The organism is Vibrio jasicida 090810c (assembly GCF_002887615.1).
Taxonomy (GTDB): domain Bacteria; phylum Pseudomonadota; class Gammaproteobacteria; order Enterobacterales; family Vibrionaceae; genus Vibrio; species Vibrio jasicida.
Map to the genome: position 1 here is coordinate 1,187,890 of NZ_CP025792.1, position 21,352 is coordinate 1,209,241.

General features: G+C 45.4%; 17 protein-coding genes. 6 read left to right on the forward strand and 11 right to left on the reverse strand.

Features of this window, described 5'->3' with window-relative positions:
- Positions 1-206: 206 nt before the first annotated feature.
- The 4 genes from C1S73_RS05560 (at position 207) to C1S73_RS05575 (ending at position 5,645) form a co-directional block, all read left to right on the forward strand.
- Positions 207-776, forward strand: a complete 570-nt coding sequence (locus C1S73_RS05560; protein WP_038866671.1) for a PilZ domain-containing protein — start codon at positions 207-209, stop codon at positions 774-776.
- A gap of 5 nt (positions 777-781) precedes the next feature.
- The gene (gene mfd, locus C1S73_RS05565) at positions 782-4,243 is read left to right on the forward strand and encodes a transcription-repair coupling factor (protein WP_038866669.1); all 3,462 of its coding nucleotides are present in this window, start codon (positions 782-784) and stop codon (positions 4,241-4,243) included.
- Positions 4,244-4,250: 7 nt separating this feature from the next.
- Positions 4,251-5,021, forward strand: a complete 771-nt coding sequence (locus tag C1S73_RS05570) for a peptidoglycan binding protein CsiV (protein ID WP_042602659.1) — start codon at positions 4,251-4,253, stop codon at positions 5,019-5,021.
- A 78-nt stretch (positions 5,022-5,099) separates the two neighbouring features.
- Positions 5,100-5,645 (forward strand): GNAT family N-acetyltransferase, encoded by a 546-nt coding sequence (locus C1S73_RS05575; RefSeq protein WP_038866666.1) that lies wholly within the window; start codon positions 5,100-5,102, stop codon positions 5,643-5,645.
- Between the two features lie 118 nt (positions 5,646-5,763).
- On the opposite strand, the gene C1S73_RS05580 is transcribed toward C1S73_RS05575, so the two are convergent.
- The 7 genes from C1S73_RS05580 to hinT form a co-directional block, all read right to left on the reverse strand.
- Entirely contained in the window at positions 5,764-7,053 is a 1,290-nt protein-coding gene (locus tag C1S73_RS05580; RefSeq protein WP_038866664.1) for an NAD(P)/FAD-dependent oxidoreductase, read from the reverse strand.
- 526 nt (positions 7,054-7,579) lie between these two features.
- The gene (gene ycfP, locus C1S73_RS05585) at positions 7,580-8,119 is read right to left on the reverse strand and encodes an alpha/beta hydrolase YcfP (RefSeq protein WP_038866663.1); all 540 of its coding nucleotides are present in this window, start codon (positions 8,117-8,119) and stop codon (positions 7,580-7,582) included.
- A gap of 79 nt (positions 8,120-8,198) precedes the next feature.
- The gene (thiK, locus tag C1S73_RS05590) at positions 8,199-9,077 is read right to left on the reverse strand and encodes a thiamine kinase (protein WP_038866662.1); all 879 of its coding nucleotides are present in this window, start codon (positions 9,075-9,077) and stop codon (positions 8,199-8,201) included.
- 43 nt (positions 9,078-9,120) lie between these two features.
- Positions 9,121-9,711 carry a penicillin-binding protein activator LpoB gene (gene lpoB, locus C1S73_RS05595; protein ID WP_038866656.1) on the reverse strand — a complete coding sequence of 197 codons (591 nt, stop codon included), beginning with the start codon at positions 9,709-9,711 and terminating at the stop codon, positions 9,121-9,123.
- An 87-nt stretch (positions 9,712-9,798) separates the two neighbouring features.
- A complete protein-coding gene (locus C1S73_RS05600; protein WP_038866655.1) occupies positions 9,799-10,191 on the reverse strand; it encodes a YcfL family putative periplasmic lipoprotein in 393 nt (130 codons plus the stop codon).
- Positions 10,191-11,585 (reverse strand): COG3014 family protein, encoded by a 1,395-nt coding sequence (locus C1S73_RS05605; RefSeq protein WP_038866650.1) that lies wholly within the window; start codon positions 11,583-11,585, stop codon positions 10,191-10,193. Before C1S73_RS05605 ends, C1S73_RS05600 begins: the two co-directional genes overlap by 1 nt.
- A 72-nt stretch (positions 11,586-11,657) precedes the next feature.
- Positions 11,658-12,008, reverse strand: coding sequence for a purine nucleoside phosphoramidase (gene hinT, locus C1S73_RS05610; RefSeq protein ID WP_038866649.1), 351 nt, complete (start codon positions 12,006-12,008; stop codon positions 11,658-11,660).
- A 235-nt stretch (positions 12,009-12,243) separates the two neighbouring features.
- On the opposite strand from hinT, the gene C1S73_RS05615 reads away from it, so the two are divergent.
- On the forward strand, positions 12,244-14,235 hold the full coding sequence (locus C1S73_RS05615; protein WP_038866648.1) for a methyl-accepting chemotaxis protein: 1,992 nt from the start codon (positions 12,244-12,246) through the stop codon (positions 14,233-14,235).
- Positions 14,236-14,400: 165 nt separating this feature from the next.
- Positions 14,401-15,561 carry a DUF1887 family protein gene (locus tag C1S73_RS05620; RefSeq protein WP_038866647.1) on the forward strand — a complete coding sequence of 387 codons (1,161 nt, stop codon included), beginning with the start codon at positions 14,401-14,403 and terminating at the stop codon, positions 15,559-15,561.
- A 143-nt stretch (positions 15,562-15,704) separates the two neighbouring features.
- Here C1S73_RS05620 and udp read toward each other — a convergent pair whose 3' ends face one another.
- The 4 genes from udp to C1S73_RS05640 all read right to left on the reverse strand — a co-directional run bounded on the left by udp (position 15,705) and on the right by C1S73_RS05640 (position 21,115).
- Complete coding sequence (gene udp, locus C1S73_RS05625) at positions 15,705-16,463, reverse strand: uridine phosphorylase (protein WP_038866646.1); 759 nt, start codon at positions 16,461-16,463, stop codon at positions 15,705-15,707.
- Positions 16,464-16,771: 308 nt separating this feature from the next.
- Positions 16,772-19,081: a zinc/cadmium/mercury/lead-transporting ATPase gene (locus tag C1S73_RS05630; RefSeq protein ID WP_038866645.1), complete on the reverse strand. Its 2,310-nt coding sequence runs from the start codon at positions 19,079-19,081 to the stop codon at positions 16,772-16,774.
- A gap of 100 nt (positions 19,082-19,181) precedes the next feature.
- Complete coding sequence (locus tag C1S73_RS05635) at positions 19,182-20,633, reverse strand: MATE family efflux transporter (protein WP_038866643.1); 1,452 nt, start codon at positions 20,631-20,633, stop codon at positions 19,182-19,184.
- A 62-nt stretch (positions 20,634-20,695) separates the two neighbouring features.
- Positions 20,696-21,115 carry a CBS domain-containing protein gene (locus C1S73_RS05640; RefSeq protein ID WP_038866642.1) on the reverse strand — a complete coding sequence of 140 codons (420 nt, stop codon included), beginning with the start codon at positions 21,113-21,115 and terminating at the stop codon, positions 20,696-20,698.
- Positions 21,116-21,352: the final 237 nt, after the last annotated feature.

Genomic DNA, 21,352 nt, shown 5'->3' on the forward strand with positions numbered 1-21,352 from the left:
TTATCTTACCTTACTCTTACAATGAAGAAGACAAGATAATCGCTAAATTTGTCAACGACATGCAATAAGTCCATTTTTAAGCGAGAAAGTTCACCCAGACAAAACATGGAAACTTGATAACTTATTTCAGTTAGCGATAATCAGTGCCCTATCCCTCTCTTTCTTCAATGAAATGAGAGTGCTCGTTGGCAGAAAAGGACCGATTAATGACAGAGCAAGAATACTTCACCGTACACCACAACCTCACTCTTAATGTCGAAACATTAGGAGCGGACTTCGTTCTGCCTGATGAGGAAACCTTTGTCTCGGAAATTCCAACGCCTTTTATTGTCGCAAGCGAATTTAGCCATTTAGATATGCTGGCAGATAATGCACGCCTTGAACTACAAACTAAAGAGCTGAAACACGTCATCAGCCTGTTGGATACACAGAATTCAAAGCTCAACCTTTTACTTAGTTTTATGCTCTCTCAACAAGACGATGCAACACTGCGCTTTCAAACCACTCAGTTTGGAGCAAGCCAGCTCAGCTATCGCTCAGAAACTGAAATTGAGACTCAACAATTAGTGCGAGTAAAACTGTTCTTAGATCACCCTGCCGCAGCCATTTACTGCTACGCTCAGGTAGTGGCATGCGAGCCTTGTGACCGTGGTTTCATCACCACTCTGAGGTATAAATTGCTCAGAGAAGCCGACCAAGATTTATTGATCAAAGCCGCTTTGTACCAACAACAAAAACTACTGCGTCAGCGTTCACTAGAGCGAGATAACAAATAACGACCATGACAAAAGCAACGATTCTTTCCGTCACTAATCCGTCTGAACGTGGCGATAAAAAACAGCTAGGGAATTTACCTGGCGCGTCATTACCAATGGCCATTGCAGAACTGGCAAAACAACACTCAAGCCATTCAGTTCTTGTGGTGCCCGATCCACAAATCGCGCTAAAACTACAAGCTGAAATTGAGCAGTTTACAGACCAAACCGTGAGCCTGTTCCCGGATTGGGAAACCTTGCCATACGATAATTTTTCACCGCACCAAGAAATTATCTCAGACCGAATTGCACGTTTATACCAGTTGCCTCATCAACGTAATGGTGTGACGATCGTACCAGTCAGCACAATCTTGCAACGTCAGTCTCCGAGAGACTTTTTGCTGCAACACACTTTGATGGTTAAGACGGGCGACCAGTTCTCACTCGAAAAGCTACGTGCTCAGCTAGAAAACTCGGGATACCGTCACGTCGATCAAGTGTTTGGACCGGGTGAATACGCCAGTCGCGGTTCGATCTTAGATTTGTTCCCTATGGGCAGCTCCGACCCTTATCGTATTGATTTCTTCGATGATGAGATCGACACGATACGAACTTTCGACCCAGAGAACCAACGTTCGATCGAAGACATCCAGCAGATCCAATTACTGCCTGCGCACGAATTTCCAACGACCAAGGTAGCAATCGAAGACTTCCGTACCCGTTGGCGTACACAGTTTGAAGCACGCCGAGAGCCTGAATCGATTTATATGCAGGTCACTAAAGGAACATGGCCTGCCGGTATCGAATATTGGCAACCATTGTTCTTCGATCACACAGAGACTCTGTTCGATTACTTACCAGAAGATTCGCAACTGATCATTTATGGAGACATCGAAGCAGCGGTCGATACTTTCTTAAATGACGTTGACTACCGTTACGATCAAAAGAAAATCGACCCACTCCGTCCGCTATTGGCCCCTCATGAACTGTGGCTAAAGAAAGACGAACTATTTAAGCACATCAAACAATTGCCTCAGGCCCTATTAAGCCTAGAGAAAATTGTTAAACGTGCTGGTCGTCAGAACCTCGCGGTACAGTCTTTGGCAGAGCTTGGTGTCCAGCAACAAAACAAAGAGCCATTGTCTCGCCTTCGCCAATTTAGCGAACAATTTACGGGAAAAATCGTCTTTTCTGTCGAATCCGAAGGCCGTCGTGAAGCGCTGACAGAACTGTTGCAAGGCATCAAAGTACGTCCCGTGGTTCATGGCTCAATATACCAAGCACTAGATTCAAATGACCGATTCAGCCTGATACTTGGCGCTGCAGAACATGGCTTTATCCATGATGAGCTGAACTTTGCACTAATTTGTGAAAGCGACCTACTCGGCGATCGCGTTATCCAACGCCGTCGCAAAGACAAAAAAACCGTCAATAGTGACACCGTCATTCGCCACCTTGCCGAGCTAAAACCGGGGCAACCTGTCGTACACATTGACCACGGTATCGGACGCTACATCGGCCTGCAAACGCTTGAAGCCGGTGGTATGAAAACGGAATACGTTACCCTTGAGTATCAAAACGATGCCAAACTTTACGTTCCGGTTTCTTCCCTGAACTTAATCAGCCGTTATTCTGGCGGTGCAGAAGAGAGTGCACCACTGCATAAACTCGGCGGTGAAGCGTGGGCAAAAGCACGTCGTAAAGCGGCAGAAAAAGTACGTGACGTCGCAGCAGAACTTCTGGATGTTTACGCAAAACGCGAGCTAAAACCGGGGTACAAATTCGAGTTGGATCGTGGCCAATACGCCACATTCAAAGCGACATTCCCATTTGAAGAAACGGACGACCAATCCACCGCCATCAATGCGGTACTTTCGGACATGTGCCAAGCAAAAGCGATGGACCGACTCGTATGTGGTGACGTTGGCTTTGGTAAAACCGAAGTTGCAATGCGAGCAGCCTTCGTGGCAACAGACAACAGCAAGCAGGTGGCCGTATTGGTGCCGACTACCCTGCTCGCTCAGCAGCACTTTGAAAACTTCCGTGATCGTTTTGCTAACTTACCAATTCGTGTAGAGGTCCTTTCGCGCTTTAAATCAGCGAAAGAGCAGAAAGTGATCCTTCAAGACGTCGCGGACGGTAAAGTGGACATCGTTGTTGGTACCCATAAGCTGCTTTCAAGCGACATTAAATTCAAAGATCTTGGCTTGTTGATCGTCGACGAAGAACACCGTTTTGGTGTACGCCAGAAAGAGAAAGTAAAAGCAATGCGTGCCGATGTCGACATCCTAACGCTGACGGCAACGCCAATCCCTCGTACGCTGAATATGGCGATGAGTGGTATGCGTGATTTATCGATCATCGCAACGCCACCAGCGCGTCGTTTAGCGATCAAGACGTTTGTGCGCCAGCATGAAGATTCGGTCGTTCGTGAAGCCGCATTGCGAGAAATTATGCGCGGTGGTCAAGTGTACTTCCTGCATAACCAAGTCGAAACCATCGAGAAAACCGCTGAAGACTTGCAAAAGCTGATCCCAGAAGCTCGTGTGACGGTTGCTCACGGTCAAATGCGTGAACGCGAACTAGAACGCATCATGAACGACTTCTACCACCAGCGTTTCAACTTACTCGTTTGTACCACTATTATTGAAACAGGTATCGATGTTCCGACGGCAAACACCATTATCATGGATCGTGCCGATAACCTTGGTCTTGCGCAGCTTCACCAATTACGTGGTCGTGTAGGTCGTTCGCACCACCAAGCTTATGCTTACTTATTGACACCACATCCGAAAGCCATCACCAAAGACGCCATCAAACGTCTTGATGCTATTGCTTCGTTAGAAGATCTGGGCGCAGGTTTCACTCTTGCGACGCACGATCTTGAGATTCGTGGCGCAGGTGAGCTATTAGGTGACGAACAAAGTGGTCAAATTCAATCGGTTGGCTTTACACTGTATATGGAGATGCTTGAACAAGCGGTTGAAGCATTGAAAGAAGGTAAAGAACCATCGTTGGATGACTTGCTTCGTGAGCAAACGGAAATTGAAATGCGTATTCCAGCCTTGTTACCGGATGACTACATCCCTGACGTGAATACACGCCTATCAATGTACAAACGTATTGCAAGCGTCAGCGACAACGAAGGCTTGTCGGAATTGAAGGTAGAACTGATTGATCGCTTTGGCTTATTGCCAGATGCAACCAAAAACCTTCTCTCTGTCTCAGAACTGAAAATTGGGGCAGGAAGTCTCAAAGCGAAGAAAATTGAGGCACATGATAAGGGCGGATTCATCGAGTTTTACCCTGATGCTGACATAAACCCAGCGTATTTGGTTAAACTCCTGCAATCACAGCCGCAAAAATTTGCAATGGAAGGTCCAACTAAGTTCAAGTTTAGCGTACCATTAACGGACCGACGAAAACGCATTCAGTTTGTTCAAGACTTACTGAATGATTTTAAACAGAATTTATTACCAACGAGCTAATAGTCGAATGAGAATACTGATCCCATTATTGCTTCTTTGTGTCTCAATGCCTACTTGGGCTGCGCGTCAATTTGATATTGAAGTAATTATTTTCAAGCGAGCAGTTAACGCTGAAAGTACCAGTGAATCATGGCCAAATGAGCTGCCAAAAATCGAAATGAGCAACGTAGGCAGCTTAGACAGTGAGTCTTACCGCCGTTCTAAAGGCGTCACTTTGCTACCACGTTCTTCTTTCCGTTTGAATGCACAAGAATCAGCATTGAACAATCACGCCGGCTTCAAAGTGCTTAAACACGTAGCCTGGCGTCAAGGCGACCGCGGCAAGGCAAGCGCGCCGATCTTCCATATCGTGGGTGGACGTGATTTCTCAGGCTCTTACAACGCTGACGGCAGCCAAATCAATGGCAATGCACAATCACTTTCAACCGATGGTTACAGTGAAGAAACCGTTAACGGTCCGCTCTACGAGTTAGACGGCAAACTTCAAATCTACGTTCAGCACTACTTGTTCGCTGAGACCACCATAGATTTACGTGAGCCCGCTGTACGTGAAGTTCGTATCGAGTCTCAGCCTTCTGAGCAAATGACGAATGAGTTAGGTGAAGTGGACGGCAACGTTCAAGTAGGCAACTTGGCAGAAGTTTCACCAACCATCACTGAAGAGAAGTTCTTGAAGAGCTTCCGCATGGATCAGAAGCGCCGTATGCGCAGTAGTGAAACTCACTACTTAGACAACCCATTGATGGGAATGATCATTCAAGTTCGTCGCGTTCGATAAGAGCAACATAAACATAAAAGCGCAGCACTGACTGCGCTTTGTTTTATCTAGCGCCAAACAAGGAAGTCGTATCTGTTCATGAGTCCAGATTTTGAAATCATCACCCCACGCTTGGCACTCAAGCTTATTCCCTCAGAACAAGCCCACTCACTACAACGCTTGTTAGTTGAATCCCCTTCCCTACATCAATGGTTAGATTGGTGTGACGAAAACGTCACCCTCAAAGACGCGCAGGACTTCCTTCTTGCCACTCGCTTAAATTGGGTAAAAACGGAAGCGTTTGGATTTGGTATTTATGATCGTGAATACAACAATTTACTTGGAATGGCTGCTGTAAACGAGCTTTACCATACATTCAACATGGCGAGTATTGGCTACTGGGTTGCAGATAGATACCAACGAAAAGGCTATGCACAAGAAGCAATTCGAGCACTGGCTGAATTTTGTTTCGCCAAGCTTAGCCTAACGCGAGTAGAGATCGTCTGCGATCCAGACAACATTGCCAGTCAAACATTAATCGAATCAGTCGGAGCGAAGAAAGAAGCCATCGCTAGAAATCGTTTTATCTTCCACGGTAAACCAAAAGATGGCGTTGTGTATTCGTTGTTACCCACTGATTTGTAATTAATCGAATGAAAGTGTTCGATTTTAAGACAACAAAAAAGCCACCGACAGACGGTGGCTTTTCGTTTTGATTGTTTGTCTTTCTATCAAGTCACCAATAGAAAGCCAAGTCATCAAATTAGTGTAGCTTCAAGTTTGGACGAAGTACGCGGTTAATACGGCCAACCAGCATCATCAAGCCAGTCTTAATTACGCCATGCAACGCCATTTGGTGCATACGGTATAGCGAGATGTATACAACACGCGCGATACGACCTTCAACCATCATAGAGCCTTTGGTTAAGTTCCCCATCAAGCTACCAACTGTAGAGAAGCGGCTTAGCGAAACCAAAGAACCATGGTCTTTGTAAACGTAGTCTTTCAGTTCGCGACCGTTAAGCTTAGCGACGATGTTGCTGAACGCTTGGCTTGCCATTTGGTGTGCTGCTTGAGCGCGTGGCGGTACGAATGAACCATCAGGTTGAGTACATTGCGCCAAATCACCAATAACAAAGATGTCATCGTCACGAGTGGTTTGAAGCGTACCTTTAACCACAAGTTGGTTGATACGGTTTGTTTCTAGGCCGGCAATGTCTTTGATAAAGTCAGGGGCCTTAATACCCGCTGCCCACACCATGATTTGCGCAGGAATTTTCTCGCCGTCTTTAGTGGTTAAACCGTCTTTATCCGCTTGCGTTACCATAGTAGCAGTACGCACGTTAACACCGAGTTTAACCAGCTCTTGGTGCGCCGCAGAAGAAATACGCGGTGGCAATGCCGGAAGAATACGTTCACCTGCTTCCACTAGGTTCACGTTTAGTTTGCTCGAGTCTAAGTCACCAAAGCCGTAAGTACGCAGCTCTTTCACTGCGTTGTGCAGTTCTGCTGACAGCTCCACACCCGTTGCACCCGCACCAACAATCGCAATATCCACGGTACCGTTACCATTTTTCGCGTGCAGTTTTAGGAACTCATTGTTCATGCCAGAACGGAAACGGTGCGCCTGTTCTGGACTATCTAGGAAGATACAATTTTCACGAACACCGGGAGTGTTGAAGTCATTAGACGTAGAGCCAATCGCCATCACTAGAATGTCGTACTCTAGTTCGCGACTTGGCATAAGAAGCTCGCCATGTTCGTCTTTAAGCTCACTAAGAATGATCACTTTACGTTCACGGTCGATGTCTTGAAGGCTGCCCATTTGGAAGTCAAAACTGTGGTTTTTCGCGTGAGCACGGTAACTCAATGCGTCCACACCTTCATCCAATGAACCAGTTGCTACTTCATGCAACAGCGGTTTCCACAAGTGGCTCGCTTTACGGTCTACCAGCGTAATTTGCGCACGGTTCTTACGACCAAGAGTTCGACCTAGCTTGGTTGCCAATTCAAGGCCACCAGCACCGCCGCCTACAACGATAATGCGTGTCACAATGTTATCCTCTACAAAAATGAATATATGGGTTCAGCTCGAAGCTCTGACTCACAGTCTTACTGTGGTAAAGCATCCAACCGATGAATTCTTTGGTCTCTAGAGGTGAGCTCACTTTTTGGATAAATCCAATGCCATCTTTAATGTGCGTGTTTGATTAACTTGCTGATGTGGCATTGCTCGTTTGTCTGAAAGATACGATCTCAGACAAAAAATGGGCAAGTTTCTTACTCGCTCTCAATTTTTTTTGATATTTATCAAATTATTTTTACCAAGTTCATTATATAGGGCAATCTTTTGATGGCAACAAAAATCCTTGCTAGGAATACGGATTGGCTAATTTTCAACTGTTTAACGGTATCGTTTTCGTGCCACAAAAGGTTAAAACGATAAATCAAGATAATAAATCGCTACAAAATGTAAATATCTACAGAATTATTGCTATCAAGTTACGTCTTGCAAAAACAAAAACAGCACTTCGAAAAGTGCTGTTTAAACATAGTCAGTTTGTTCGTTTTTATGCAAGTTACGCGTTCTTGAATGCCTTCATCGCCTGCAAGTGGTGAGAGATCTTCTTGAATTTATGCGTTTGGGTTTCATCCCAAATGATGTCGTAATGTTTCTCTAATTCCGACGCCGTTTTTCCATTGTCGTGAATCTCATCTTCTTTCGACAAAATCACTAAACAACGCGCTTTGTTCTTAGCACGAAACTCCTCAACACACTTGGTCGCAATGTCTTCGTACTCTTCTGGACGATCAATACGTCCTGCCATTGTCTTCTCAGGATGCAAGTTCGGGTTGAACATCACTTGCTTAATGCCGCAGAGAAAACCGATACGCTCTGACCAATAAGCACCTAAACCAACACCACAGATTAATGGGTTCGAATCGTCAGATTGGTCAATCACCTTAGACACTTCTTTCAGCAGGTGCTGCATATCGTGTTTTGGATGAAGTGTACTGTAGTTGATGAAACGAATGTCATCATCGATGAATTGCAGTTGCAGAACTTTTTCGTGGTTACCTGGGCTTGTACTATCAAAGCCGTGCAAGTAAATAATCATGTGTACCTCTCCCTGTGACTTGCTGGTACTTTCACTTTAAACTACCACTATTTCCTTATGGTTAAAGAGGAAAAAGCCATCAGTTCTCAAAACAGTGATCTTCCATACATAATAAGTCTTTAAACTCGTATGCACTGCTCAAGTATTGTTCATCATCCCATAATTTGTAGGCCAATAAATACCAAAGCATCGCCATCATTCGAGTTCTTGGCATCCACGCTCGCACGCCTTCCAACCATAAAGCGACGTCTTCAATGCCACGAGTTTGGCAATACTGTTCTACACCTTGTTCAATAGGCACGTCGGCGAGTTGCAGAATCAACGTCAAGTCGAGTCTTGGGTCCGCCACGCCAGCATACTCCCAATCGATCACTTTCACGCCCTCTTCGCCACGAACTAAGTTGTAACACCCAAGATCAAAATGGCACAGTGCTGCAGGGACTTGTGCCACACTTGGCTCAGAACGCCACTTTTGATAAAGCGCTTCGAACTCAGTACCGACGTACTGGCCAGCCAGTTCCAACCAATAATGGTCGATACGCGAAAGATACGAGAACGGTACTAAAGGAACCGCCTTTGCAGGATATTCATGAATCCTAGCAGCAATCGGCAATAGCTCTTCAATATCAATACCTGGCTTCGTCAGCGTTTCACCCGGCACCCATTCCACTAACAAACCTTGCTCATGCACAAAGACAGGCTTTGGTCCTAGGTTGAGAGGCGCAATCGCGTTAAGCACTTGATATTCGTTATGACGAGATATAGCAAAGGCCTTACACACGTTGCTGGTCGGGCGCCAGACGTAAGCAAGGCCTTCTGAGGATTCCAACCGCCAACAGCGATTGGTTAACCCACCAGTGACGGTTTGTACCTTCACTGGTGGAGAAGCAAAGAAGCTATCAAGGGTATTAAGACTTGGGTCTAATTGTTTCGCTTGTTGCCAAGAAAACCACGCCATTAATGACTTCTCCACTCAAGGTCGTAGGACCAAATAGAATCAATTAAAGACCAAAAAGGCTCTTCGATTGCTCTTTACGGATTTCAGTTTCATCCGCCCATTCGATCAGACCAGTTTCTAGATCCATCAGACGCATCGTCATTTTGTAATATACGTCTTTGTCGCTACCCGCATCTTTTACGATGCTAGAAAGGTTACCGTAAAGCATGTATTGCGCACCGACCATTTTACCGAACTGAATTGCCGTACTTTGGTTCACTAGCTCATCCGTATTTTGGAAGTTTAGTTGCTCACGAACTGACTCAACACGATCCATATCCACGAAACGGAACTTACCTGAGTTCAACATCTTAGTAGAGATAGTGTCGGTGATAGACTCCGTATCGATGTGCTCACTTGTTTTGTTCTTAATGCGCTCAACAAATACGATAGGACGTTGGTCACGAGTAATTGCTGCCACTGAACCTGACATCATCATGCTGTCTACCATTTCGCCAGCAATTTTTTGTAGATCCGTCGAGCCGAAATCGATGGTTGTAGTTTCAGTCGCTTGCGCATCACCGTAAGAGACTTTGTTTGAACAACCACCCAAAATGACGGCAAGACCTAAAAGAGCAATAATACTTTTTTTCATGAGAGTTCCTTAGTTTGTGTTTCATCCCAAGGCGTCTCCACCTTGGAAAAGCAGCAAGCTGCCTAAAATTATTTACCCAAAAGTGGGTTAGTTATCTTGTGCTTCGCGAATTTGTACACGGAATTGGGTACCGTTTGGATTCACTGTCACTTCCGACAGCGTCACTTGCTCAAATCCACGTACGATCATTTTTCGCCAAGGGCCTGGCTTGGTGTTCACTTCCAACCCAGAATTGTCATACCAGTAAAAACGATAAAGGATTTCTTGGTCACCTTTGTAGTTGCTACTTAGTTGTACAACACCGCGTGGACGATCATCCACGTAAGTCGTCGTAATATTATCGACTAATAAACGACTGCCCATTACGTTATCGTGGAAGAATACTTTTTGTGTTTGGCCGTCAATTCGGATACCCGCAGTATTATCAGCGCACCCCGCTAAACCGATGATCATTACCAAGCCAATAAGCCATGCTTTCATTACAATCTCCCTAATTGTTTGTGCCATACCGTTGAATGCGTTCCCTGTCGAGAAACCCAAACCAACGTTGTTTGCTGTGCTGGCACTTCGAATTGATACACCTGATCGCCAACGTTTAAGCTCTGCAGCCCCGGTTTCACGACTTTCGAAGCCGTTTTCACCGTGCTAGGTAGCGTCTGCCAACTTCTGGTATCAGGTTGTTCGGTTAATGTATTCCACACATTGAAAAGAATGTTGCCGACATCATCGCCTTTTGCCGCTTCTTTTCGGATTCTGTCTTTTGCCCAAACACGAATCGCTTGGCGAATCACAATCGTGGTCAAACGTTCGTGCAAATCGTTTTGCGCCATCGCGTTCACATCGGCCAATGTGCTTGAAGGTAGCTTGTTGCCATTTAGCGCAACATCCCCAAAACGCTGTGTTCCACGTTTCGGGTAGTAAGGCAGCGCAAGCGAATAAATCGCACCGTCGCCTCGGCTGTCATAAATCGGCAAATCAATGCGCCAACCTTGCAACGCTTCCACCACGCCTTGCTCGTCTATCACGATCACGCGACCTTGTGACTTACTCAGTCCTGAAGGCGCTTTGCCGTAACGTTTTTCCAGCATAAGAAGATCTTGACGCATACCGAGCTTTTTCGCGGCATACATTGTACTTTCAATCACTTGCTTATTATCTGGCATCACAGCGAGCGCGCGACGATAGTCTACGTAGGCACTGTTCAAATCTCGTGACGCTTCATATAGCAAACCAGAAAGGTAGAACAAGTAGCCATTTTGCACTGAGCTAAGCTTCTTGCCTGCGTCTGGGTAGTTAGCTAACACGCTACCTAGGTTCGCTGACATACCTTGCTTCTTAAGATCCTTCTCTGCCTGCTTTAGTTCCTTTTCACGTGCTTTCTTTGCCGCTTCTTGCACTTGGTTTGCACGACGCATTTCAACCAATGCCCCTTCAAGGTCATTCTTTTGTAGGTAGTTCAGACCGAGGTACAAATGCAAAAAGCCGAGTTCATAGTCGGCAGGTTGGTATTCGTTTAGGTTGTCGTTAACGGCAAGAGACCCAACACTGGTCGCCGTTTCCGTTACAGAAATGGTTGCGCGATCTTGTTGTTTACGCACTGCACGATCGCTGTCTTCAAGTGAACTCAGGCTTTTTGGGTAATCTTGGGCAAGAAACGAGATTCGACCTTGCTCAAAGTTGCCAAGTATATCGCCACCTACATCACTCGATTGCAGTTGCTCAGCTTTGGCATATTCACCCGCAACTACTGCCTGATAGACTTGTTTATTTTGGTCGCTGTAATGACTGAAGAGATTGCCAGCGGACAAGTTTGCACATCCTGTAGCAAGCAGGACCCAGCTCATTAATCCGAATAGCTTCACACCATGTTTCACATTTATCTCCACAAATGTGTTGTTCGTCAGGAATAAAGAAGTGGATGAATCACTTCACCCACTTCTAATAGATTAGCTCAATACCATAGGACCTAAAGGACGACCGCCCACTAGGTGCATATGAATATGATAGACTTCCTGACCGCCATGTGAGTTACAGTTTACGATTAAACGGTAACCGTCTTCTGCAATGCCTTCTTCTTTCGCTAGTTTTTTCGCTACGGTGAACATGCGTCCCATCATTGCTTCATCATCTGCTTCCACATCATTTGTGGTTGGGATTAGCTTGTTTGGAATGATAAGGATGTGGCTTGGCGCACGCGGATTAATGTCGCGAAATGCCGTCACTAGATCATCCTGGTAAAGGACATCTGCTGGGATTTCTTTGCGAATAATTTTGCTAAAGATGGTTTCTTCCGCCATGGGTACTCCATTTTATAAGGTGTGTAACCTATTTAGTATGCGCTAAGCCAAAAGCGAGCTCAATAAAAAACAGTGTTCACTTAACATTATCAATATAACTCGTGACGTTGAAGCTTTTTTTGTCGTGTGCGTCATAAAACGTGCGTCGCAAACTCAATACAATCCGATGAATTTTGTTACTTTTTTAAGACAATTCTTATTTACGTTGTCTATTTTTGGGAGAGGAAGCTCACTTATGCGAGGTTCAGTAATTAAACGGATGTATGCAGGCTTCGCGCTGATCATCGTCCTTTTCGCGGTCACGATTGCCATTATGATGGGGGGCATGAATGATATTCACGGCAAATTTGAGACAGTATCTAAATCATCACTTCCACTGGTATCCCTATCCAACCAAACCAGTGTCGAGCTACTTTCTGCGGACAAATCTTTCAAAGACTTCCTGACCACGGAGAATAAACAGCGCATGGATGAAATGCGTCAGGAGTTTGCTAAATCTCAACAACGATTCGAAGGCACATTAGGCCAACTTGAAGTGGCCAGCCAAATCTACCCTTCCCTAGCAGAACCTTTTTCTCAGCTTAAAGAACTTGAGCAGAGCTACTTTACCGAAGCAAAGGAAGCAATGGACAACTACGAAGCGATGTTTGCGGCACAAGAAGAAGTGCAGAAGTCTTCTCGTCGTTTCCAAAAGCTCAACACCGAACTTTCCGTTGGTCTGAAAGAATACGTAGCCGATCAATCAAGCATCTCAGTCAAAGTGATGGCAAAAAGCTATTTCATTAAGCTAAAAGATGCAGAGGTGATCACATCGGACGCATTGGCTAGCTCAAACCCAGAGTTTGTGACTCAAGCCGTTGCGAAAAACCGTAAAGCGGTTACGCACCTGAATTACGCATTTCGTGGATTAGTTACTCAGTTACCTGAGCTTAAAAAAGCCTTTGGTGATTCAGTGGATCAATTTACTCGAGACGTAGGCATGCGTGGTGGTGTATTAGACCAACACAACAACTACTTATCTGCTCGTTCTGCGCTGTACAACAATATCGCAAATCTAGCGACTAAAGTTGATTCAAGCATGTCGATTCTGGAGCAATTTACAACAACAGCGACAGACAAATTGAATGAGTCTCTGACCGATGCAGGTGACATCTATTCTGCTGGTGTAACCAAAGCTATTGTGATCGCAGTGATTGTGGTTCTGTTTGCGACGGCTATCGGCTATCACATTGCACAAAGTGTACGTGAACCATTGACTCGTATCTTGAAGGTATTAGAAAGCTTGACCGAAGGTGACATGACGCAGCGCATCGATAACCGTTACAACAACGAGTTCAGCCGCGTAAGTGGTCACATTAATACGTTGGCAGACAGCCTGCACAACATTCTTGTGAAATTAAATGATGCCTCAGATAACCTTGCAACTACCGCATCAACGAATGAACAAACTTCTTCTCAAGCGCAATCTAAATTGAATGCGCAGCGCGAGCAAACCGCGACCGTCGCAACCGCAATGACAGAGATGTCACATTCGGTGCAGGAAGTAGCGCAAAGTGCACAAGGCTCACTTGAAATGGTTCAGCGTGTAGAAACCGCCTCTGACCAAGGTCGAAATGTCATGAACAGCAACATTTCGACGATTAACCAACTTGAAACACGCTTGAACGAATCGGTGTCTGCCGTTTCTGAACTGCAAAAGATGAGTGGTCAAATTGGCTCGATTCTGGATGTGATTCGTAACATTGCCGAGCAGACCAACTTGCTTGCCCTAAATGCCGCAATTGAAGCTGCACGTGCCGGTGAACAAGGTCGTGGTTTTGCGGTCGTCGCAGATGAAGTTCGTGTGCTTGCCTCCAAGACCACACAATCGACAACTGAGATTGAGGCAATGATCAGTAACCTACAATCAAGTTCGCAATCCGCTAACCAAGTCATCCAAAGTTGCATGAGTGACATGGAAATGTCAGTAGAGCAAGCATCGAAAGCCAATAGCTCAATGGAAGAAATCCAAGCGCTTATTATCGAAATCAGCCAAATGAGTACGCATATTTCTCAGGCGGCAGCAGAGCAAAGCGAGACGTCAGCTGACATTGCACGCAATATTGAAGACATCAACAGTATCGCAGATGAAAGCTACCATGCGATGTCGAGCATCGCTCAGACCAGCGAATCGTTAACCCAACTGGCTCATCAGCAAAACGAGTTAGTTCATCGATTTAAACTATAAGAGCAGCATCGACAGTTAACAGATTTTTTGCAACCAACTGTATAAGGGCGACTTTTTATTGAAGTCGCCCTTGTTTTTTATGAGCCTTGTCTACATATGGTTAATATGGCTTGCTCATCCCTTTTCTTTTCTCTTTTCGAGCAAGCCAAATAAGAAGGAAAATCTATGGCTGTTCATGTTGGTATTATCGACCAAGACCCAGTGAGATTGGTCACTCCTCTTTTGGATAATCGCACTGTTAGCACACATATCGTCTTCATCGGCGACAAAAGCCAATCTGATATGTACGAGCGACTGAGTGCCGTGTTGGAGCAGCGAGAAATTACTTCTGAATTTTTTGAAATTCCTTCTGTTGTAAACACTTCTCTTATTAAGCAATCGATCCATAAATTGGCAAAAGACCTCCATGATAGAGGTGAAGAAGTAAAACTGAATGCAAGTTGCGGCCTTCGTCACCGACTGCTTTCTGTGTATGAAGTTTTCCGTACGTACCGCTGGCCAATCTTTGTCGTTGAGCCAAACAGCGACAAACTTTGCTGGCTGTATCCTGATGGTAAAGAAGACACGCAAGTTGAAGACCACATCACCATCTCTGATTACCTGACTATCTTCGGTGCACGCGGTGAATTCCACCACGTCGATCTGCCTCCTCAACTAGACCAAAAACTTTATGAACTGGGTGAGCGTTGGGCTTCCAATGCGCTAGAACTTGGTCCTGGACTGGCGACGCTTAACTATCTTGCGACGACATGTCGTAAAGAACAAAAGTTAGATGTAGAGCTTTCTGAGAAGCAGCAAGGCTACCGTGAATTGAATATGCTTCTGACTGATTTGGTGGAAGCAGAAATTGCAACCTATGAAAATGGGGTTCTCACCTTTATCGATGAAGATGCTCGTCGCTTCTCAAATGGTGAATGGTTAGAAACGTTAGTTCACAGCACTGTGAAGCAAATCCAAGACACAATGCCGACTATTCAAGACCGATCGTTGAACGTCCAGGTTTATCGCAAACTCGGTGAAAGCGAAGTTCGTAACGAGCTTGATGTTGCGACTGTGGTGAACAACAAGTTACACATCATCGAATGTAAAACTAAAGGCATGCGTGATGATGGCGATGATACCTTGTACAAATTGGAGTCATTGCGCGACCTTCTAGGTGGTCTGCAAGCGCGAGCAATGTTAGTTAGCTTCCGCCCACTGCGTCATAACGATATCACACGTGCTGAAGACTTAGGGTTGGCGCTTATTGGCCCTGATGAGTTGAAAGATCTGAAAACACATCTAAGTGCATGGTTTGAAGCCGCCGGTGGTTCTGACGAAATCTAATCATCTGTACTCAAATAAAAAAGCAGCGTTCTCGCTGCTTTTTTATTGCGTGTCACCCGCAAAATACCATTCTATAGATAGAAAAAACCAGAGGCAAACCTCTGGTTTTTCCCGTTTGTTTAAATGCCAACTAACCGTTGTGCTTAAAGCATCTTACGCGCTGCTTCTACTACAACTTTAATTGAGCGAGCTTCCGTTTCTTTCAGCGTTGCATGATCTGGAATCTCTTTTTGCGTACGGTTGATGATAACACCCGCCACACAACCTGCTTTCAAACCAGAGCTTGCACACATGGTTAGGAGTGTTGCTGACTCCATTTCGAAGTTCAGAACGCCCATGTCTTGCCACTCTTGCATAGATCCTTGGAAACGCTTAACAACACGACCAGAGAACGTGTCGTAACGCTCTTGACCAGGGTAGAAAGTGTCACTTGAAGCAGTCACACCCATATGAACGGTTGCACCAGACTCTTCAACAGCCGCTTTCATTGCTGTTGCGATTTCAAAGTCTGCTACTGCTGGGAACTCCATTGGAGCAAAGTGTAGGCTCGCGCCATCTAGACGAACAGAACCTGTCGTAACGATCATGTCACCTACGTTTACGTGTGGCTGGATTGCACCAGTAGTACCAACACGTAGGAAAGTGCGAACACCAAGCTGAGCTAGTTCTTCTACTGCGATAGACGTAGATGGACCACCGATACCTGTAGAACAAACCACAACAGGTTTACCGTCTAGCTCTGCACGGTATAGCGTGTATTCACGGTGACTTGCTAGAAATACTGGGTTTTCCATTTCTTCTGCGATTTTTTGTACGCGTGCAGGATCGCCTGGAATGATTGCTAGAGTCGCACCATTAAGATCCGCTTCAGTAACACCTAAATGGAATACAGCTTGAGACATAAGTCGCTCCTTGTTGTGGCTTATTTTGTAAGCAATAAGCTCATTAGTAAGTTGTTGGGTACAGATGCACTGTAGCGAACCTTTTACCAACATAGAGTGATCATAATCACAATGAAACAATGTAATAAACTTACACTTTCAAATAAAAACGGTTTTGATCACACTTTGAAAGCCATAAAGCTATTGTGTTGCATAATAAACAGTGACTCTTCAATCAAATCATTCAGGAAAATGATTTCAATCATACAAATACAAAAGCCCGAGGCGAATCCACCTCGGGCTAATAATTAATCGATTAGATCGTGAAATTACTTTACTTGTTTGGACTCGAATCGAAGCAATCTCAAAGCATTTAGAGTCACCAAGGCCGTAGCACCACTGTCAGCAAGTACCGCAACCCATAGGCCTGTAATACCTAACAAACTAGTCACTAAGAACACCCCTTTTAAACCCAAAGCCAAAGCAACGTTCTGACGAATGTTATTTAATGTTGCGCGTGATAGCTCAATCATGGCTGGCAGTTCCACCAAGCGGTTGTGAGTCAGCGCAGCATCTGCAGTCTCTAAGGCAACGTCTGTACCGCCTCCCATGGCAATACCAATGCTGGATGCTTTCATTGCTGGGGCATCATTAATACCGTCACCGACCATTGCAACCGTATGCTGCGCAGAAATTTCTTCGACGTAATGGACTTTGTCGGCAGGCAGTAAACTCGCCTTGTAATCGAGACCAATTTGGTTCGCAATCGCTTCAGCACTGCGTGGGTTATCACCGGTTAGCATCACAGATGAAATACCCAGTTGTTTCAAAGCCGCAACCGCTTGCTGAGCATCTTGACGTAACGTATCTTGCCACGCAATCAGACCAATAACTTGAGAGTCATGGCGAGCAACAACCACTGTTTTCCCCTGCCCTTCAAGCTCAAGTACACGATCTTCGACTTCTTTATTCAACTTGAATTCGGCTTTAGAAGGTGCAATCACTTGAACCACTTTGCCATCGACTAAGCCAGTCACACCAGAACCTACCTGCGCAGTTTTGTCTGTGGCTTCCGGAATCATCACGCCTTGGTCTTGAGCTTTGTTCACCAGTGAAATCGCTAGCGGATGGCTTGAACCGATTTCAATCGATGCTGTTAGGCTCAATAGCTGCTCATCAGTCACACCTATCGCAACCACATCGGTCACTTGAGGTTTACCTTGTGTCAATGTACCTGTTTTGTCGAACGCGACGGACTCAACACGTCCCAACAGTTCCAATGCTGCACCACCTTTGATGAGGGCGCCTCGTTTTGCTGCCGCTGCTAAACCAGAAGTAATCGCCGCAGGTGTCGAGATGACTAACGCACATGGACAAGCAATCAATAGTAACGCTAAGCCTCGGTATACCCATGTTTCCCAAGGCTGAGCAAACAGCAATGGTGGTGTGATAATGACAAGTAGCGACACCAACATCATCAAAGGAGTGTACCAACGGCTGAACTTATCTAAGAAGCGTTCTAGTGGAGCTTTGCGTGATTCCGCTTCTTCGATCAAATGAAGAATTCGGTCAATCGCGTTTTCACCTTGGCGAGACGTCACTTGAATTTGCACGACTTTGTCGACAACCACGGCGCCAGCCATGATTTTCCCACCTTCAATGTGTTCAACAGGCAGCGATTCACCGGTAAGAGCACTTTCATCAAAGCTTGCGGCTTGATTGATAAGAACACCGTCAGCAGGCATACGACCACCCGGTGCCACTTCAATCACGTCACCCGGCTGAAGTTGAGAAGCAGGGACTTCTTTACGCTCTCCGTTCAAAATCAAAGTCGTGTTTTCTGGCACTAAATCCATCAAAGCCTGAACACCGCTACGAGCACGGGAGGATGCATATGCTTCTAACTTTTCACCAATAAGGAAAAGCAATAGCACCATCGCAGCTTCTGCGGTTTCACCAAGATACAGCGCACCTAAAGCCGCCACACTCATGAGCGTCTCGATAGCAAAGGGCGTACCACTGCGTGCGAGTTTGAAAGCTTTCATTGCCACTGGGTATAGACCCAACAAACAGGTCAAGGTAAACAACCACGTGCTCAGCATCGGATTAACGTCCGAAATAAGACCGGCAAATGCCATCGCACCTGCAATAGAAAGTATCTGAGCATTGTCTTTGATGATACCTAACCAACCCTTCTTCTCAGCTTTTGGCTTTGGAGCATCGGTCGAAGACAGTGGGAATCCTGTTTGTTGTGAGATTTGTTCAATCACAGGCGCAAGAGCGCGATTGTCAAAATCAACCACCAGCTTTTCCGTCGCAAACAAGACTTTGGCCTTGAGTACACCGTCTATAGAAGAAACGGCTTTTTCAAGCTTTTGGGCACAGGCAGGGCAATCCATGCCAGACACCAACCAGCTATGGCGAATGGAGGATTCTATGGGTTCGGCAGGGCCTTCTTCATCAGCAGGGTCATTACTACAACCACCACTGCTGCTGCAACATGACTCTTCTGAAGCCATAACACTGGCTTGAGTGATATTTAAGGTTGGTTTTGTTGGTGCGGAACAAGACTCCGTAGCACCTATTGCCACCGCAGATTTGATTTTGCCTGATTGGCAACCTTGATGTTTATTACACATAATTCACTTTCCTTATTGGTGATAAGTCTTTATCTACCGTAAAGAATAAACCTTGGAGCTTACTCCAAGGTCAAGAGTGTTTATGTGAAATTATTAAAATTTACGCTTTTTCTTCTTCTAAGGTGGTGACGACTTCATCGATCAAAACCGCATCGTGAGAACAGAAAGGCTGAGTATTTACGCACGTTATCGCAGGGTCGTCTTCCATCAAGTCTTCGCCAAAGTTTTGCATCAGATCTTTAATGTGTTTATTTAGCACAACCAATGCCAGCAAGCCGAACACGATGGTACCGACCGCTTGTCCATAGAGCACACCAAGCGCGCCATACCATTGCGCCCCAAAGTACACAAAAGGTAAGGTACCAATCGTCGCTTTACCTAAATTCAATGCTGTCGAGTAAAGTGGCTTACCAAGGTTGTTAAACGAGGTATTTGCCACAAACAGAGTGCCATTGAACACAAAGCTGATTGCCACATAAGTGCAGAAGGCCACTACAATGATTGCAGCATCACCAGTAAGGCTAAACATCGCAACAATGTAGTCTTGCAATAGATACAGTACAACGCACACCGAAAGTGTATAAATCGTGGTGACTAACAACGAGTCCGTCAGCGTTTTTTTCACGCGATCCATTCGCTCTGCACCAAAGTTTTGTCCAATAATCGGCCCTACCGCACCTGATAAAGCAAAAATCACAGCAAAACAGACTGGTGTCAAACGTCCAATAACGGCAAAACCAGCCACAAAGTCTTCCCCAAAATGCGCAATGTGCGTCGTTACAATAGCGTTCCCAATAGGGGTTGCGGTATTAGTAATGATAGCGGGCACAGCAATGGCTAGAATTGGCTTAAGGTTGTTTTTGAGGATGCTGTAATCCGGGAATGAAACCAACTTGTGCACTTTCACTAATGGATAGAGCGAGAAAGCCAATACGGTAAATCGAGCAATAACCGACGCAGCTGCAGCCCCTTCAACATTCCATTTGAAGACAAAAATAAACAGAGGATCAAGAATAGCGTTAACAATGCCTCCCGCTAAGGTGGCCCACATGGAACGTTTAGCATCTCCCGCCGCACGCAAACCTGCGCCTGCTGACATGCCTAAGGCGAGAATAGGAGCACTTGGAAGTAGAATATTAAGGTAAGCTTCGGCTCTTTCAGCGGCAACGCCCTCTGCACCAATCGCAGCCAAGAGCTCGGGAATGTGCATGTACATGCCAATAGTCATAACCAAGCTGATCATAAAGGCAGTGAGCATGATACTGCCGCTCATCAACCTCGCTCGGTCAAAGTCCTTTGCACCAATAGACTTGGAGACCAGTGCTCCCATCGCGATTGACGTGCCAATCGAAGCTGACGTTGAGAAAAAGATCAATGTCCCAGCAAAACCAACGGCAGCCGCTAATTCAACTTGCCCCAACATACTGATAAACAACATGTCGAGTAAATCGACGACGAACAACGCCATCAAACCAACTGAACCTGCGCCAGACATCACTAAGATGTGGCGCATGGTAGAACCTTGGACAAACTTCGCGTCTTGCGTGGACATATTCTTCCTCAACGACAAAAGACGCCGAGGCGTCTTTTGTCTGAACTTTTATTATTTTGGCTTTAAACAGGATGTTTGAAACATTCGTTTAGCGTCTTCCCGATAGCCCTCAATACATCACGGCGAGTAATTACACCGACAAGCTTATCTTTATCATCCACCACTGGGTACATTTTCGGTTTCCCCACCTTCATCATATCTGCTAGTTCGATGATGGACATTTCTGGTGACACAGACAGTGCATCTTCGTGCATGCACTCTTCTACTGTGTGGGTATCCTGACAGTGGTAACTGGCTTTAACGAGTTTGTCTAAAAGGTCTTGTTCAGAAAGGAATCCAATGACTTTCTCGTTTTCGTCGATAACGGGACCACCTAGAGTAACACTTTGCATCACCTTATCCAAAGCCGCTGTGAGCGACATGTTTTTGGTGAAAGTCACCGCTTGCAACGTCATGTAATCTTTTACTTTTAGTGAGTGCATTCTTATCTCCTTAGCGGCACATTTTTGCTGCCTTTAAGATAAGTGTCGTCTAATTTCTTGATTTTACTAAATGGAAAATGGCAATTTTATTTATAGGCGTTGTCTATTAATCACAGTCACAATAGATTCATAAGATAGAGCAATGAAAGATCAGTTGCATATTTATGTTGTACTCCACCCGCACGGAAAGATCTGACAGAATGCGATGAAATAAGGAACAAACTGAAAACAAACAGG

Excerpts from the sequence above, each read along its gene's own strand:
- C1S73_RS05560 (WP_038866671.1), top strand. The coding sequence starts at position 207 with ATGACAGAGCAAGAATACTTCACCGTACACCACAACCTCACTCTTAAT.
- mfd (WP_038866669.1), top strand. The coding sequence starts at position 782 with ATGACAAAAGCAACGATTCTTTCCGTCACTAATCCGTCTGAACGTGGC.
- C1S73_RS05570 (WP_042602659.1), top strand. The coding sequence starts at position 4,251 with ATGAGAATACTGATCCCATTATTGCTTCTTTGTGTCTCAATGCCTACT.
- C1S73_RS05575 (WP_038866666.1), top strand. The coding sequence starts at position 5,100 with ATGAGTCCAGATTTTGAAATCATCACCCCACGCTTGGCACTCAAGCTT.
- ycfP (WP_038866663.1), bottom strand. The coding sequence starts at position 8,119 with ATGATTATTTACTTGCACGGCTTTGATAGTACAAGCCCAGGTAACCAC.
- thiK (WP_038866662.1), bottom strand. The coding sequence starts at position 9,077 with ATGGCGTGGTTTTCTTGGCAACAAGCGAAACAATTAGACCCAAGTCTT.
- lpoB (WP_038866656.1), bottom strand. The coding sequence starts at position 9,711 with ATGAAAAAAAGTATTATTGCTCTTTTAGGTCTTGCCGTCATTTTGGGT.
- C1S73_RS05600 (WP_038866655.1), bottom strand. The coding sequence starts at position 10,191 with ATGAAAGCATGGCTTATTGGCTTGGTAATGATCATCGGTTTAGCGGGG.
- hinT (WP_038866649.1), bottom strand. The coding sequence starts at position 12,008 with ATGGCGGAAGAAACCATCTTTAGCAAAATTATTCGCAAAGAAATCCCA.
- C1S73_RS05615 (WP_038866648.1), top strand. The coding sequence starts at position 12,244 with ATGCGAGGTTCAGTAATTAAACGGATGTATGCAGGCTTCGCGCTGATC.
- C1S73_RS05620 (WP_038866647.1), top strand. The coding sequence starts at position 14,401 with ATGGCTGTTCATGTTGGTATTATCGACCAAGACCCAGTGAGATTGGTC.
- udp (WP_038866646.1), bottom strand. The coding sequence starts at position 16,463 with ATGTCTCAAGCTGTATTCCATTTAGGTGTTACTGAAGCGGATCTTAAT.
- C1S73_RS05630 (WP_038866645.1), bottom strand. The coding sequence starts at position 19,081 with ATGTGTAATAAACATCAAGGTTGCCAATCAGGCAAAATCAAATCTGCG.
- C1S73_RS05635 (WP_038866643.1), bottom strand. The coding sequence starts at position 20,633 with ATGTCCACGCAAGACGCGAAGTTTGTCCAAGGTTCTACCATGCGCCAC.
- C1S73_RS05640 (WP_038866642.1), bottom strand. The coding sequence starts at position 21,115 with ATGCACTCACTAAAAGTAAAAGATTACATGACGTTGCAAGCGGTGACT.